15 protein-coding genes are annotated in these 15,582 nt (G+C 63.4%); 14 read left to right on the top strand and 1 reads right to left on the bottom strand.

Annotated elements, in window-relative coordinates; translation table 11 throughout:
• Window positions 1–151: 151 nt before the first annotated feature.
• Window positions 152–1,045, bottom strand: a complete 894-nt coding sequence (locus ACP7B3_RS01255) for a helix-turn-helix transcriptional regulator (RefSeq protein WP_145160513.1) — start codon at window positions 1,043–1,045, stop codon at window positions 152–154.
• A gap of 224 nt (window positions 1,046–1,269) precedes the next feature.
• Here ACP7B3_RS01255 and ACP7B3_RS01250 point away from each other — a divergent pair, with 224 nt between their 5' ends.
• From ACP7B3_RS01250 to ACP7B3_RS01185, 14 genes are all read left to right on the top strand, one after another.
• Window positions 1,270–2,925, top strand: a complete 1,656-nt coding sequence (locus tag ACP7B3_RS01250; protein ID WP_426177348.1) for a (2,3-dihydroxybenzoyl)adenylate synthase — start codon at window positions 1,270–1,272, stop codon at window positions 2,923–2,925.
• Window positions 2,922–3,677 carry a thioesterase II family protein gene (locus tag ACP7B3_RS01245; protein WP_306098876.1) on the top strand — a complete coding sequence of 252 codons (756 nt, stop codon included), beginning with the start codon at window positions 2,922–2,924 and terminating at the stop codon, window positions 3,675–3,677. The genes ACP7B3_RS01250 and ACP7B3_RS01245 overlap by 4 nt, the downstream gene beginning before the upstream one ends.
• Window positions 3,677–3,982, top strand: a complete 306-nt coding sequence (locus tag ACP7B3_RS01240) for an isochorismate lyase (RefSeq protein WP_145160509.1) — start codon at window positions 3,677–3,679, stop codon at window positions 3,980–3,982. Before ACP7B3_RS01245 ends, ACP7B3_RS01240 begins: the two co-directional genes overlap by 1 nt.
• On the top strand, window positions 3,979–5,376 hold the full coding sequence (locus ACP7B3_RS01235; protein ID WP_426177345.1) for an isochorismate synthase: 1,398 nt from the start codon (window positions 3,979–3,981) through the stop codon (window positions 5,374–5,376). The genes ACP7B3_RS01240 and ACP7B3_RS01235 overlap by 4 nt, the downstream gene beginning before the upstream one ends.
• A gap of 84 nt (window positions 5,377–5,460) precedes the next feature.
• On the top strand, window positions 5,461–6,189 hold the full coding sequence (locus ACP7B3_RS01230) for a helix-turn-helix domain-containing protein (RefSeq protein ID WP_145160505.1): 729 nt from the start codon (window positions 5,461–5,463) through the stop codon (window positions 6,187–6,189).
• A gap of 182 nt (window positions 6,190–6,371) precedes the next feature.
• Entirely contained in the window at window positions 6,372–7,436 is a 1,065-nt protein-coding gene (locus tag ACP7B3_RS01225) for an SDR family oxidoreductase (RefSeq protein WP_145160503.1), read from the top strand.
• Window positions 7,433–8,698, top strand: coding sequence for an aspartate aminotransferase family protein (locus ACP7B3_RS01220; RefSeq protein ID WP_426177342.1), 1,266 nt, complete (start codon window positions 7,433–7,435; stop codon window positions 8,696–8,698). Before ACP7B3_RS01225 ends, ACP7B3_RS01220 begins: the two co-directional genes overlap by 4 nt.
• 16 nt (window positions 8,699–8,714) lie before the next feature.
• Complete coding sequence (locus ACP7B3_RS01215; RefSeq protein ID WP_145160499.1) at window positions 8,715–9,158, top strand: type II toxin-antitoxin system RatA family toxin; 444 nt, start codon at window positions 8,715–8,717, stop codon at window positions 9,156–9,158.
• 3 nt (window positions 9,159–9,161) lie between these two features.
• A complete protein-coding gene (locus ACP7B3_RS01210) occupies window positions 9,162–10,298 on the top strand; it encodes an acyl-CoA dehydrogenase (protein ID WP_426177340.1) in 1,137 nt (378 codons plus the stop codon).
• A complete protein-coding gene (locus ACP7B3_RS01205; protein WP_426177338.1) occupies window positions 10,295–11,122 on the top strand; it encodes an SDR family NAD(P)-dependent oxidoreductase in 828 nt (275 codons plus the stop codon). Before ACP7B3_RS01210 ends, ACP7B3_RS01205 begins: the two co-directional genes overlap by 4 nt.
• 10 nt (window positions 11,123–11,132) lie before the next feature.
• A complete protein-coding gene (locus tag ACP7B3_RS01200; RefSeq protein ID WP_426177336.1) occupies window positions 11,133–12,083 on the top strand; it encodes a fatty acid desaturase family protein in 951 nt (316 codons plus the stop codon).
• Between the two features lie 62 nt (window positions 12,084–12,145).
• Window positions 12,146–12,952, top strand: coding sequence for a DUF3050 domain-containing protein (locus tag ACP7B3_RS01195; protein WP_242196963.1), 807 nt, complete (start codon window positions 12,146–12,148; stop codon window positions 12,950–12,952).
• 27 nt (window positions 12,953–12,979) lie between these two features.
• On the top strand, window positions 12,980–14,047 hold the full coding sequence (locus ACP7B3_RS01190; RefSeq protein WP_426177334.1) for an HlyD family secretion protein: 1,068 nt from the start codon (window positions 12,980–12,982) through the stop codon (window positions 14,045–14,047).
• Window positions 14,044–15,561: a DHA2 family efflux MFS transporter permease subunit gene (locus tag ACP7B3_RS01185; RefSeq protein ID WP_404488137.1), complete on the top strand. Its 1,518-nt coding sequence runs from the start codon at window positions 14,044–14,046 to the stop codon at window positions 15,559–15,561. The genes ACP7B3_RS01190 and ACP7B3_RS01185 overlap by 4 nt, the downstream gene beginning before the upstream one ends.
• Window positions 15,562–15,582 lie beyond the last annotated feature (21 nt).

Genomic DNA, 15,582 nt, shown 5'->3' with positions numbered 1-15,582 from the left:
AGCTTCCTGTGACCCGTCTGGATAAAGTCCCTGGCTCACCAAGATGGAAGCCATTCTCAATTGGAACTCTATCGCAAGCAGGTTTTCAGAAAGCGCTCAGGGCTTTAGATGCACGGGCCTTTTCATTCGATTCAGAGACACCGACCCACGCTCAACGGATCTCGCTGGGTGATACGCCGTAGCGTTTACGAAAGGCAATCGAGAAATGCGCCGGGCTGAACCCCACGCCGTAAGCGACGGTGGAGACGTTGCTTTCCTCGTCGCTGAGCATGCGGTGGGCTTCGCTGAGGCGATGCTCGTGCAGGTAGCCGAACACACTGGTGCCAAACACCTTGCGAAAGCCCGCGGTGAGTTTGCGCGGGCTCATGCCCACATGGCTGGCCAGGGCGTTCAGGCTCGGCGGCTCCAGCAACGAGCGCACCAGGCGATCGCGTGCGGCGTGGACACGCTCCACGTCAGAGGAGGTAATGCGCAGCTTTTGTTCCGGCTGACCCCGTTCACCGAGCAAAAATTGCGCGCTCAGGGCAGTCAGCTCCAGCGCTTTGCCACCCAGGTACAACGAACGGCTCGGGCCCTGCATCGGGCACGTCGCAATCTGTGTGGCAAGCGCCTGCATCGCGCGTGGCGCCGGGCGCACCATCATGTACGGGTCGCCGCCACCACTGGTCAACAACTTGCGCGGGGCCATGCCGAGGTGGCGGTCGAGGGATTCCAGGTCCAGTTGCACGATGGTGTAGCGCAGCGGCGTGGAGGTGCCGTAGATCTGCGACGAGGTGAACTCGCCGTCATTGACGATGGTGCACAGGCTGGGCCCCTTGATCGATTGCTCGCTGTGCCCGGGAATGCGGCACGACAACTCACCGCTCTGCACCAGGATCAATTTGAGGCCGCGCTCCAACGGGTCTTCCACCCAGTTTTCGCTCTGTGACCACAGCGTGCCGGTGACCAACGTCATGTGCGGTTCCAGGTAGACCGTGCCGGGTTGGTTGCCCTTGGGTTCGGCCTGCGTCTCTTGGTGGCTGGGAGCGATGATCGTAATAGTCATTGGGTTTTCCCTTGATCCTTTAAGGCCATTACGCGGGGCCTGACCTGAGTGAGGAGGAGGCTTTTAAACCGTAAACCTCCCTGTTTAAAGCCGCTGTGTATTTCATCTAATGAAAAAGTCACAGGTCCGAAAGCCTTGGCGTTGAGAAGCTGCCGGCGAAAGACAATGATAATAGATCTCATTTGGACATTTGTAGCCAATTATTTCTACAAATAGGGGATTCCATGTCATTGCACACCTGCGCACGCGATTCAGACACCGTTGACGATGCGCCAGACTGGCCCGCCGCGTTCGCCGAACGCTACCGGCAGGCCGGTTACTGGCAAGACCAAACGTTCGCCCAGGCGCTGGAGGCGGTGGCTGCACGCACCCCATCGGCGATTGCCATCACCGACGGCCCGTTGCATCTGAACTACCGCAGCCTGGCGGACCGTTGCCGGCGCCTGGCTGGCGGATTGCGTGCGCTGGGGGTGGCAGCTGGCGATAACGTGGTGGTGCACTTGCCCAACGGCAGCGCGTTTATCGAAGTGTGCTTTGCGCTGTTCCGCCTCGGCGCCCGGCCGATCCTCGCCCTGCCCGCCCATCGTCAGCACGAGATCGGCGGTTTTTGCAGGTTTGCCCAGGCCACGGCCTACATCGGCTGCGCCGAACTGGACGGCTTCGACTGCCGTGAAATGGCGCGCCAGTTGGCCGCCCAGAGCATGCATTTGCGCCACGTGGTGATCGACGGTGACGCGCAGGCGTTCATTGCCTTGAGTACGCTGTATCACCACGAGCCGCTGGAGCAGGACGCCGGTCGCCCTGACGCCGTGGCGTGTTTCCAGCTGTCGGGCGGCACCACCGGCACGCCCAAGCTGATCCCGCGCCGCCACGCCGAATACCTCTATAACGTGCGCGCCAGCAGCGAGGTGTGCGGCCTGGACGCGCACACGGTGTACCTCACCGCGCTGCCCATGGCGCACAACTTCACGCTGTGTTGCCCGGGCGTCATCGGCACCCTGCTGGCCGGTGGGCGCGTGGTGTGTACGCGTCGCTGCGACCCCGAAAGCTGCTTCGCGCTGATCAGCGAGCAACGCGTCACCGTCACCGCGCTGGTGCCGCCGCTGGCGATGTTATGGCTGGACGCCCAGGCCCAGCGCCAAGCCGACCTGTCGAGCCTGCGCCTGCTGCAAGTCGGCGGCGCGAAGCTGCTCGGCAGCGCAGCGGCACGTGTCACGCCGGCCCTGGGCTGCACCTTGCAACAAGTGCTGGGCATGGCCGAGGGCTTGCTGTGTTTTACCCGCCTGGACGATCACCCCGATCACCTGCTGCATACCCAGGGCCGCCCGCTGAGCGCCGATGATGAAATTCGGATTGTCGATGAACACGGCCAAGCGGTGCCCGACGGCGAGGTCGGCGAGCTGCAGGTGCGCGGGCCATACACCATTCGTGGCTATTACCGCCTGCCCGAGCACAATGCCAAGGCGTTCACCGCCGACGGTTTTTATTGCAGCGGTGATCGGGTCCGGCGCACCACCGAGGGTTATCTGGTGGTTGAAGGTCGCGACAAGGACCAGATCAACCGTGGCGGCGAAAAGGTCGCCGCCGAAGAAGTCGAAAACCTGCTGATCAGTCATCCGCAGGTGCACGACGCTGCGTTGGTGGCGATGCCGGATGCGGTGCTGGGCGAATCCACCTGTGCGTTTATCGTCGCCCGCGACCCGGCGCCGTCGGCGTTTGCGCTCAAGCAGCACTTGCGTGGCCAGGGCCTGGCCGCGTTCAAGGTGCCGGACCGCATCGAATTCATCGCGCAGTTCCCGCACACCGGCGTGGGCAAAGTCAGCCGCAAGGACCTGCGCGAACGCCTGCGCCAGGCCTGGTTGCAGAGCGCCGCGTCGTGAGCCGCTGGGTCCGCGCCTACCGCCTGACACCCATGCCGCGCTGGCGCCTGGTGTGTTTTGCGCATGCCGGGGGCAGTGCGAGTTTCTTTCGTGACTGGGTCAACGCCCTGCCCGCCGACATCGACCTGTTGGCCATCCAGTACCCGGGCCGCGAAGACCGTTTCAGCGAGCCGTGCCTGACTGACATGCAGCGCCTGGCCGACGGCGCCGCCCATGCCTTGCAGGGTTACGCCGACCGGCCACTGGCGTTGTTCGGTCACAGCCTGGGTGCGGTGGTGGCGTATGAAGTGGCCGCACGCCTGGAGCAACGCGCAATCGCTGTCGACCACCTGTTCGTGTCCGCCCATCCGGCGCCACACCGCCAGCGCGGCGGGCACCTGCACCGGGGGCCGGATGCGGCGTTGCTCGACGACGTGCGGCGCTTGTCCGAGCGGCCCAACCCATTGCTGGACGACCCGGCCCTGTGCGAACTGTTCCTGCCGGGCCTGCGCGGTGACTACCGCGTGGTTGAAACCTATACCTGCGCGCAACCGCAGCCGCTCAACAGCCGCATCACGGTGTTCTACCCCGAGCAAGACCCGGAGATCGAGCGGGATGAAGCCCATGCCTGGCAAGCCGCCAGTCACCAGCCACTGCACCTGCAGCGCTGGCCCGGCGGCCACTTTTACCTGATCGAGCAACGCCAGGCACTCATCGACGCTATCGCCGCGACGCTGCTGACCCTATCGCCCGCCCTGAAGGAAACCTGTTGATGAAAACACCCGACGCCTGTGATGGCCTGCCGGACATCCGTCACGCCATCGATTCACTGGACCACCAGATCATCGAACTCATGCGTCAACGCATGGCTTACGTCAAAGCCGCTGCACGTTTCAAACCGAGCGAAAGCAGCATTGCCGCGCCTGAACGCGTGGCCCAGATGCTCCCGCAACGCCGCGAATGGGCCGAGCAAGCCGGGCTGGACCCGCACTTCATGGAAACCCTGTTCGCCCAGATCATCCACTGGTACATCGGCCAGCAAGTGCTGCATTGGCGCGCAACGAGAACACCGGCATGAGCGCCTTTACGCAGCTGGAGGGCCATGCCGCCGGCCTGACCGAAGTGTTCGAATGCGCTCGCCAGCGTGCTATCGAACACGGCAAACCCGTGCTGGCCAGTTACGCGCTGAACATCACCGCGCTGGACCTGCTGGCGCTGTTCGAACGTGTCGACGAGCCGCACGCCGAGTGCCTGTTCTGGCGCGCGCCGGAAGATGACAAAAGTCTGTTCGGCTGGGGCGTGGCGGCTGAACTCATCGGCGCCGGTGCTCAACGTTTTGCCACGGTGGATGCGCAATGGCGGGACTGGCTCGAAGGCGCCGTGGTCCACGGCCCATTGGCGCCGACGGTGTGCGGCGGCTTTCGGTTTGATCATCAGGTCAAGGCCAGCCCTGCGTGGCAGGGTTTTGGCGATGCTTCGCTGCTGTTGATGACGCTGTTGCTGGTGCGCGACGGCGATGCCTGCTGGCTGCTGTGCCAACAACGGGTGGCGGCTGACGATGTGGCGCAGCGCTGCTGCGAGCACGTGTTGAATCAATGGAACGCGCTGATGGACCGCTACGCGTCCGGCCCACGCCCCACGGCGGCGCCCCACCACACCCGTGACCAGTGCCTGCCGCGCGCGTGCTGGGAAAGCAAAATCGCCCACGCCCTCGACGTATTGCGCGACACCCCATTGCAAAAGGTGGTGCTGGCGCGGGAAGTGCTCAGTGAGTTTTCCCGGCCTATCAATGCCGGCCGCACCCTGGCGACCCTCGCCAGCAATGACCCCGGCGCTTATTTGTTTGCCTTTCGCCGACACCAGGCGTGCTTCATCGGCGCGTCTCCCGAGCGCCTGGTCAAGCTGCACAATGGCCACCTGCAAACCCTGGCGCTGGCGGGCACCACCCGCCGCGACCCCAACCCTGAGCACGACACGCAACTGGCGCACGCGCTGCTCGCCTGCGAAAAGAACCAGCACGAACACGCGGTGGTGGTGCAGATCATCCAGCGCGACCTTGCGCCGTGGGTGGCCCCGTTGCAGGTTCCGCCCGCGCCGCATATCAAGCGCCTCAGCCGCGTGCAACACCTGGCCACGCTGATCGAAGGGCCGCTGCACCCGCGGCGCAGTTTGCTGGATATGGTTGCGCTCCTGCACCCGACACCCGCGGTCGGTGGCCATGAACGCCAACAGGCGCTGGAGCATATCCGCCAATTCGAGGGCTTTGATCGTGGCTGGTACGCGGCGCCGCTGGGTTGGCTGGACGCGCATGGCAATGGCGAATTCATCGTCGGCCTGCGCAGCGCCCTGTTGAAGGGCAACCAGGCTCGCCTGTTTGCGGGGTGCGGGATCGTGGAGCACTCCGACCCTGCCTGCGAATACGACGAAACCTGCATCAAACTGGCCGGCATGCGTGCGGCGCTGCAACGCTGACTGCGCGTTCGGAGCTTGAATCAAGACCTGTGCAGGCCTACCCTGCACACGGAAAACTCACCCTTCGAGTCAGGAAGACCTTACATGTGGGACGGCAGCGTTACTTTTGGCGATTCATGGGCCGGTTACATCGGTCGCGCGGATCAGAACTCTGCCCATTCCCATGTCGCCATTCAGCTGTGCATCGGCGTGCACCAACCGGTCACCCTGGAATTGCCCGGCCAGTTGATCCGCGCGGCGGGAGTGATCATCGGCCCCAACGTCGAACACCGCGCCGTGGCCGACAGTCATCCGGTGGCGTTTGTGTACGTCAATCCGGACACACCACTGGGCCGTGCACTCAACGCATTGCTGCAAGACAATGGCATCGCCCTGGCCAGTGACGAACTGCTGGAGTGCTTTCGCCGTACCACGTCCCTGCCCCAGTTTGTCGACGCGCTCGCGCGTTTGCTGGCGATTACGCCGCCCATCGACCAACGCCTCTATAAAGCCTTGAACATCCTGCGCCTGGACCGCGACGGTCCCGGTTCCGTCAGCCGCGCCGCCAATGCGGTCGGCCTGTCCAGCCCGCGCCTGCGGTGTGTGGCGACGCACCAGATGGGCGTTTCCCTGTCCCAATGGATCATCTGGAACAAACTCGAGCGCGCCTCCAAATCCCTGGCCGGCGGCGCCAGCTTGTCGGACGCCGCCGCCGATGGCGGGTTCTCCGACCAGGCGCACCTGGCGCGCATGATGCGCCGCATGATCGGCATGACCCCGCTCACGGCGGCCAAGGTTTTGCGCAAGACAAGCGTTTCGTTCAAGACGCGGTGATATCAAAAGGCCAATATCGATCGCATCTTATTCGCGAAAACGTTAAGCGCTGACAGCCTTCCCCCAACGCACGTCAGCGCCACCGAAAGTGGATACAAGAGTGTTCGCCAGGGGCACGTGTGCCTGGGATTCGGCGGAACGCACCGTTAATTCTTTCGATGAGTCCGCAGGAAGCGTCCTACATGTCAGAACAGCAAAAATTAACCGTCCTTCTCACAGGAGGCTCGGGCGTACTCGGCGAGTCACTGATCGACTGCCTGGCAGAGGATTTCAACCTGGTCTGCCTTGCGCGCAAAAGCCGCATCCGCCACCCGCAGGTGCAAGTGCTCAGCGGTGATATCTGCCGCCCCCGGCTGGGGCTGGCTGCCGAGGATTATGAAGCGCTGCTGCAGCGCGTCGACTGGGTCATTCACGCCGCAGCGGTCACCCGCATGGATGGCGACATCGACCAGATCTTTTCGGTCAATTACCTGGGTACCGAAAACGTCGTGCGCTTTGTGCAGCAAGCCAAGGTGCCGCTCTACCACATCAGCACCGCCTTCACCCACCCATGTGACTACTACGAAGGCGTGCAGGCCGAGACACCGTACGAAGTCGCCAAGCGCCAGGCCGAGACGCTGGTGCGTTCTTCCGGTATCGACGTGTCGATTTTTCGCCCGTCAATCATCATCGGCAATTCCGACACCGGGCACATGCCCAACTTCCAGGGTTTTCACATGACCATGGGGCTGATGATGTCCGGCGTGCTGCCTATCGTGCCCTGCCCGCCTGCCGGCTACATCGACCTGATTGCCCGCGACGTGGCGGCGCAGGCGATTGCCAACGCCTTGCACCGGCGCTTGATCGGCGCGGACTACTTCCTCACCAGCGGCCCACAGGCGCTGGACCTCACCGGCCTGCTGGACCTGATGTGCGAGTCCATGCAAGCCCAGGCGCAACCGTTCACACGGCCTCGCTGCATGGCGCCGGACATCTATGAGCGCCTGATCCGGCCGGTGTTTCTGCCGGCACTGACCGGTGCCGTCCAGGCGGCACTGGGCCGCGCCAACCAGCTGTGCCGCTATGCCTGCCTGCGCACGCCGCTGCCCACTTCGTTGCCCGAGTTGCTCGGTGAGCCGGCCTTCGGTGCACGCGACGTCAGCCGCGAATTGTTGCTGTCACTCAATCACTTGGCCCCCAAGCTCGGCGCCTTGACGCGGATGCTCAAACAGCCGGTTCCACCTGTCGCAGAGGCATCCGTGGCATGAACTCGCACCTGACAGAACTGGAACCCGCCGCCGACGCCGAACAGATTGACCAGTATTTTCGCCAGCATGTGAACTCGGGCTACGCACGCCTCGCGTCCTTGATGAACCTGCCGATCGAACACTCAAGCCAGGGCGTCTACATCTATGACAGCCAAGGCCGCCAATACCTGGATGCCGGCGGCTATGGGGTGTTTTTCCTCGGCCACGGCCATCCGGTTGTCGTGGATGCCGTGACCCGCCAACTGCAGCAAAACGCGCTGGCCAGCAAGCTGTTGCTCAACCCGCAACAAGCCTTGGCCGCGCAAGCGCTGGCAGCGCGTTGCCCGGGCAACCTGGACTATGTGTTCTTTTGCAATTCGGGCGCCGAAGCCACCGAAGCCGGCCTGAAACTCGCCCGGCTTAACGGCTGCCGTCGCACGCTGTCGACGCTCGGCGGTTTCCACGGCAAGACCCTCGGCGCGCTGGCCGTCACCGGCCGTGAAAGCTACCGCGAACCGTTCAGTGGCCTGCTCAGCGAAAGCGCATTCGTGCCGTTCGGCGACAGCGCCGCGCTGGAACAGCAACTGCTCGCCTCGCCGGAAAAAGCCTGCGTGATTCTCGAGCCGATCCAGGCCGAAGCCGGCGTGATCCTGCCGCCACCGGGTTACCTGACGCGGGTACGCGAGCTGTGTGACCAGTACGGCGCCGTGCTGATCATCGACGAAATCCAGTCCGGGCTGGGCCGTACCGGCCATTGGTGGGCGTGCGATCAGGAACAGGTGGTGCCCGACATCATGCTGGTCGGCAAAAGCCTGTCCGGCGGCTGCGTGCCGGTCAGCGCCATGGTCGCCAGCGCGGCCATTTATGCGCCGTTCAACCGCAACCCCACGGTGCACACCTCGACCTTTGGCGCCAACCCGCTGGCCATGGCGGCCGTGCAGGCCACGCTGCAGGTGATGGTGCAAGAAGACCTGGTGGCGCGGGCACGGCTGCTGGGCCAGGACCTGCACGCACGTTTCAGCGCGCTGTTGCAGCGCATGGGCCTGGCCGAGCGCGTCACGCTGCGCAGTGCCGGCTTGCTGCTGGGCTTTGAGTTCAGCGACGCCTCGATCGCCGCGAACATGGTCATGGCCCTGATCGAGCAGCACATCATCGTGTGCCACTCGCTCAATGACCACCGTGTCGTGCGGCTTACACCGTCGCCGCTGCTCACCGCCCAGGACTGCAACTGGTTGATCGAGGGATTCGCCCAGGCGCTCACCACCTCTGTCTCACCCCTTTGATCTTTGGAGTTACCCCATGCAAGAAGTCAATGTCCAGGCACATATCCCCCATGCCTGCGCTGATGAAGTCTTCGCCGTGATCAGCGACTTCAGCCACTACGTCGAGCTGTGCGACTCGGTACGCAATATCACCATCAACAAGGTCAGCGACGACGTGTCGTTCACCTCCTGGGAGGTCAACTTCCACAGCGGCATTCTCAAGTGGCAGGAGCGCGACACGTTCAACGCCCAGACCCGCGAGATTCACTTTGAGCAAATGGCCGGCGATGTCGATCACTTCTCGGGCACCTGGCAAGTCCTGCCCGATGGCAAGGACGCGATTATCACCTTCACCTCGCGCTTTGACCTGGGCCTGCCGATGCTCGCCGACATGCTCGACCCCGTCGCGCAGAAGGCCATTCGCGAAAACATCCACTCGATCATCACCGGCCTGTTCCCGGCGAGCTACCTGAAGGCCTGAGCCATGTCACTGTCATTGTTAAACCGCTCGCGCGCCTTGCTTGACCGCTACGCCCCGGAATTTGACGCGCGCCTGGCGGCCCTCGCCGAACGCGAGGCGCCCGAGAGCAGTGTCATTGCCCTGTTCAAGCAACACGGTCCGGTCGGGCTGCTGGTCAACCGCGCCGCCGGTGGGCTGGGTGCAGGCATTCTCGATGCCGTGCATGTGCAGATCGCCCTGGGCGCGCGTTCGCCCTCGCTGGCGGTGGCCAGCACCATGCACCAGTTTTCGGTGGCGAGCCTGTTGGCGCTCACCCAAAACGGGGGCGGCGCCGAAGGTCTGTTGCTGGCGGCCGTTGCACAGAACCGTTTGTTGCTGTCCTCGGGGTTTGCCGAGGGCAACTCGGGCGCGGGCATCCTCGACTCGAACATGCAGGCCGTGCACACCCCCGAGGGCGTGTTGCTCAGTGGCAGCAAAAAGCCCTGCTGCCTCGGCCGCTCGATGGACTTGCTCACCGCCAGCTATACCCGCCAGACCCCACAGGGCGAAGAGCTGATGGTGGCGTTGATTCCCGCCAACGCGCCAGGCATCAGCCGCGCGCCGTTCTGGCAGAACAGCGCGCTGGCCGCTGCCGAAAGCATTGAGGTACGCCTCAATGAAGTGCTGGTGCCCGAACGCATGCTGTTTTCCGCCGGCTACAAGCACCTGTTGGGCGACGTGCAAACCGTCGGTTTCATCTGGTTCGAACTGTTGATTTGCGCGTCCTACGTGGGTGCCTGCGCCGGCCTGATCGAGACGGTGACCGACGCAGGACGCTGGACCGCGCATCACCGCGTGGACCTGGCGGCCAACCTGCAATTGGCAATCAGCGCGCTGGAAGGCGCGGCGCTGGATATCGAGCGCAACCCCCAGGACCTGCCGAACGTGCTGGCCCGTCTGCTGCTGGTGCGTTATGGCATCGAGCAGCTGCTGACCGAGCTGTCGGACCAGGCCCACGCGATGCTCGGCGGCATGGCATTTATCACCAGCAACCAGAGTTCGAATGGGTTGATGGCCTGCCGCGGTCTGCAATTTCACCCGCCGGCGAAGATCTCGATGGCGAGCAACCTCGACACCTATTTGTCCCACTCAACCTTCAGCATCGCCGGAGCGCACCCATGAACCTGCTCGGAAAAATCATCGTCATCAGCGGCTGCGCGCGTGGCCTGGGCCAAGCCGCCGCCCGCAAACTCAAGCAACAAGGCGCCACGGTGATTGGCCTGGACATTCTGGCGCCGCAGGAGCCGGAACTGCTGGACGGGTTTTATCAGGTCGACCTGTGCGACCGCCGCGCGCTGGCGTCGGTGATCGGCGCCATCTCCACCGATTTCGGCGACATCGACATCCTGGTCAATAACGCCGGCACGCTGACCCTGGAACGCGGTGAAACCGGCGTCACCGACGAAGTCATCCGCGCAGTGGATGTCAACCTGTTCGCACCGTGGCAGTTGGTGGCCGGGTTCTTGCCGGGGCTGCTGCGCAAACGCGGCAAAGTGGTCAACGTATCCTCGCTGTTCGCCCTGGTGAATGCGCCTTATGTGGCCGCGTACGCCGCCAGCAAACGCGCGTTGAGCGCCTACTCGGACGTGCTGCGCATGCAGTATCGCGGGCAGCTGGATGTGGTCACGGTGTACCCGGGGTTCATCGACACGGCGATTCACTTGCCGGCCCAGCGGGTGGGGCTGTCGGTCAAGCGCCTGGTGACCTTCAAGCGGGGTGACAAGACCCTGCTGTCTCTGGAAGAAAAACTCGATGCAGCCTCTGACGGCCTGGTGCGCGCCTGCCGCACAAACGGCTTGCGCAATCGCGGGCTGACCTTCATGGGCACGCTGGCCATGTACACCGCGCGCATCGCGCCAAGTGTGGTCGACGCCTTTATCGCCATGCGCCTGCGCACGCTCACACGCGGCGGGCACCTGGCGCTCAAACCTGAACTGATCGAGTAACGCCTCGCCAATGGCCAGACAACTGCACCCCAAGCCCCAGGTCCGTCTCGACCGCGCCTTGTTCAAGGCGCGCACGGGCGAGTCGCTGCTGATCATCGCTTACGCGGTGTGCCTGTACCTGCTGCCCCTTGCCCTGTTTGTGTGGGTGGCAAACACGGCGCCCACCGTGTGGGTGCTGCTGTGTTCGCCCTTGCTGGTCGTGGCCGGGTACGGATTGTTTCTGCAAGCGATCCTTGGGCATGAAGGCTTCCACTTCAACCTGAGCGGTAACCCGATGCACAGCTGCTACCTGGGCATTCTTACCAGTTCGCTGCTGCCGGGGTTCTGCGTGACCGGTTACTTCGTCGACCATTGGCAACATCATCGCTACAGCAACAGCGCAAAAGACCCGGACTACCGGCACTTCTCGCGCTATCGCACGCTGGCAAGCCGCATCGCGCTGTCGCGTTTGCTCGCAACCTCGAACTACCTGCACGCCACCGTGCGCCTGGCGTTCGGCCCACTGAGCAGCCCTTCGCCGCTGCCCTTGAGCGCGGCGCAGGTGCAACGGCTGGCGCGCTGCAACATCGCCTGCCAAGTGGGCTGGTTGTGCGTGTACGCCGTGGCGCTGTGGCAGATCGACGGGTTGCTGCTGGGGTTTTGCGCGAGCCTGGCGGTGGCGTTTCTGGTGTCGGCCTTCAATGCCTATCAGGAACATGCGTTCAGCGAAGGCGATGAACCACCGCCTGCGCGCTCGCGCACCTCGCGGCTGTGCACCTGGCTGCACGCCGGCGCGAACTTTCACCTGGAGCATCACTTTTATCCTGCGGTGCCGTGCTGGCGACTGCCAAAAGTGCACCGCCAACTGCTGGACGCGGGCTGGTACACAGACCGGCAGTACTTGCTGGAAAAGCACTTCGTCGCGTCCTTCAAGTACGCCACCAGCCGCCACCCCTACCGTGGAGACACGGTAAACGACTGAACACTCACCCAAACATTCCGAATGGATTTTCCCGCCTGAAGACTCAGGCTGCAGGAGCATGTATGCCTTTTGATATCGACAGCCACATCGAAACCGAACGCGAGCAGTTATTCAGCCACCCGCTGTTCGCCACTATCCGCACGGTTGAAGACGTGCGCACGCTGATGGAATTCCACGTATTCGCCGTGTGGGATTTCATGACCTTGCTCAAGCGCATCCAGCGCGACCTCACCTGCGTCGAGTTGCCGTGGGTGCCGCCGGTGCACATCACCGCCGCGCGATTGATCAATGAAATCGTGGTGGGCGAAGAAACCGACGAACACCCGGACGGCGGCTTTATCAGCCACCTGGACCTGTACCTCACGGCCATGGATGAAATCGGCGCCGACAGTTCAGTGTTCCGGCGTTTCCTCGCTGCCATCCAGGCCCAGGTGCCGCTGGCCAAGGCGCTCAGCGACCGCGATATTCCGCTGGCCGCCAAAGTGTTCATGTGCCAGACCCTCGATGTCGCGCAGCACGGCTCGACCGAAGCCGTGCTGGCGTACTTCTTCTTTGGCCGTGAAGACATCATCCCCGACATGTTCGGCCGCCTGCTGTCGCAATGGTCGGTGAGTGAAACCGAGGTGCCGATGCTCACGTATTACCTCAAGCGCCACATCGAAATGGACGGCGACGATCACGGCCCGGCGGCCAAGCGCATCATCGCTGAAATCGTCACCACGCCCGCGCAACACCAGCACATGATCGAAAGCGCCAAGACCGCGATCAACTCGCGCATCGACCTGTGGGATGGCGTGCATCACTTCCTCCAGGAAAAAGCGCAACGCGCCACGGACCGCCCTGTGCGTCAGGTTGAACACAGCGTCTGAGCCTCGCATGAACACAGGGAGTAGGACATGACCAAAGGCAAGCTTATAAAAATGACACTGTGCGTCGCCGTGGTGGGTGGGTTGCTGCTGCTCGGCTGGCAGCGCTGGCAGTATTCCAGCGCCTACGTGAGCACCGACAACGCGGAACTCGACGGCGTGATCATCCCGGTGCGGGCCAAGCTGTCGGGTGTGGTGATGAGCGTGCCGGTGATGGATAACGTCACCGTGCAAAGCGGTGACCTGCTGTTTCAGATACGCGACAGCGAATATCAATACCAGGTGCAGCAGCGCGAAGCACAGTGGCAAGCCTTGCTCGCCGCTGCCGGACGCAGCGGCAGCCCGGGTGCCCTGGACAGCCAGATTCTCGGCGCAGTTGCCATGCGCCAGGCCGCACAAGCGGCGCTGGCACAGTCCAGCGCCAACCTGGAGCAGGCGCGCAACGACTACCAGCGTGCCCGGCGCCTGGGCGCCCAGGGTGTGCTGAGCATTCAGGACCTGGAACTGGCCAAGGCGCGTTTCGACGCGTTGAGCCATGCCCAGGAAGCGGCCCGCAGCAATGCCCAGGCCGCCGCGCAAAGCACGCTGGCCAACAAGGCCGAACTCAAGGTGCAGGACTATCGGATCGCGGCGGCGCAAGCCGAACTCGAGCAAGCCCGCATCAAGTTGCATGACGCCCGCCAGACTGCGCCGGTGCGCAGTATTGTCTCGAAAAAAGAGGTGGAACCCGGCCAGTTCGTGGTCGCCGGCCAGAAGCTCTTGAGCCTGATTGCCACCGACCCGCTATGGATCACCGCCAACTTCAAGGAAACCCAAGTCGGCCGCGTACGCGTCGGCCAACACGCCAAGGTCACGGTGGACGCGTTTCCCGGCCACGCCTTCGACGGCGTGGTCGAAAGCCTGGCACCGGCGACCGGGGCGAAGTTCTCGCTGCTGCCCCAGGAAAACGCCACGGGCAACTTCACCAAGGTGGTACAGCGCGTCCAGGTGCGGATCGCGCTCAAAGACGTGCCGGATGACTACAAGGGCTTGTTGAGCCCCGGCATGAGCGCCTTCGTCGAAGTCGCCACGCCACACAACGCCAGCCAAACGCTATGAGGTCGCCGTACCTGATTGCGTTCACCGTGACGCTGGTGTCGATGATGGAGTTGCTGGACGTCACCATCGTCAACGTCGCGATTCCCAGCCTGATGGGCACCTATGGGGCGTCGGTCGATGAAATCTCGTGGGTCTCCACCGGCTACGTGGTGGCCAACGTGGTGATTCTGCCGGTCAGCGGCTGGCTGTCCGCCTGGTTCGGGCGGCGCCGATATTACCTGGTCTCCACCGCCGTGTTTGTGCTGGCGTCGGTAGGCTGCGCGTTCTCCGCTGAGCTGTGGCAACTGGTGGCATTTCGCGTGCTGCAGGGGTTGGCGGGCGGCGGCTTGCTGGGGATTTCCCAGGCGATCATCTATGACGTGTTCCCCAAGGAAAAGGTCAGCAGCGGCATGGCGCTGTACGGCGTCGGCGTAATGATGGGGCCGACCCTTGGGCCGACGGTCGGTGGTTACCTGATCGACACCTTGTCATGGCACTGGATCTTCCTGATCAACGTGCCCATCGGCGCCGTGGCCCTGTTGCTGTGCTGGCTGTGTATCGGCGATTCGGCCAACGAGCAAAAACCCAGCAGTGTCGACTACAGCGGCTTCTGCCTGTTGGCGCTGGGGGTCGGCAGTTTGCAGATCCTGCTCGAGCGCGGCGAGCATTGGGACTGGCTGGAATCCAACTGGACGGTGGCCTGCCTGTTGCTCAGCAGCTTCAGCCTGGTGGGGTTTTTCTGGTGGGAACGGCGCGCGGTCAACCCGATCGTCAACGTCGCGCTGTTTCAGAACCGCGAGTTCCTGATGGGCTGCATCTGCGCATTTTGCGTGGGCTTCGGGCTGTACAGCACCTTGTTTATGGTGCCGCTGTTTCTGCAGACGTTGCTGGCGCAAAGCGCGTACCAGAGCGGGCTGGTGATTTTCCCCGGGGCGGTGGCCAGCGCCATCAGTACCTTGGTGATCGGCAAGCTGTCCCAGGAAAACAAGATCGACGAACGCGTGTTCGTGACCTTGGGCATCGTCATGTACTGCTACGCGATGTTCCTGCACACCCAGTTCACCCTCGACAGCAACCCGGACACGCTGTACTGGCCGCTGGTGATCCGCGGGCTGGGCCTGGGCATGATCTTCGTGCCGCTGACCAACCTGGCCATGCGCCGCCTGCCGTTGACGCTGATCTCCGGCGCCTCGGGCGTATTGAACCTGATGCGCCAACTGGGCGGCAGCGTCGGCATCGCCATCGCTGCAACGCTGCTCACACGGTTTTCGTGGGAGCGCTATCGCCTGCTCTCCGAGCACGTGACCGAATCCAGCCTGATCGCCAATGGCTGGGGCGGCGTGGAATCCAACCCGCTGTTCCTTTCGCTCAGCCTTGCCAGCCATCAACAGGCCCTGGCCCTGATGCCTTACCTGCAAGCGCGTGAACAAGCGCAAATGCTGGCCTTCAGCATGCTGTTCGGCACCTTGGGCGCCGTTATGGCCATCGGCATTCCCATGGTGCTGATGATGCGCAGAAGCACCCTCAGCCGATAATTTTTTTGTGGAGCACCTACC

It is taken from the genome of Pseudomonas sp. TWRC1-2, assembly GCF_049896685.1.
Taxonomy (GTDB): domain Bacteria; phylum Pseudomonadota; class Gammaproteobacteria; order Pseudomonadales; family Pseudomonadaceae; genus Aquipseudomonas.
The sequence above is the reverse complement of the archived record's forward strand: the minus strand, read 5'-3'. Positions and strand labels throughout refer to the sequence as shown.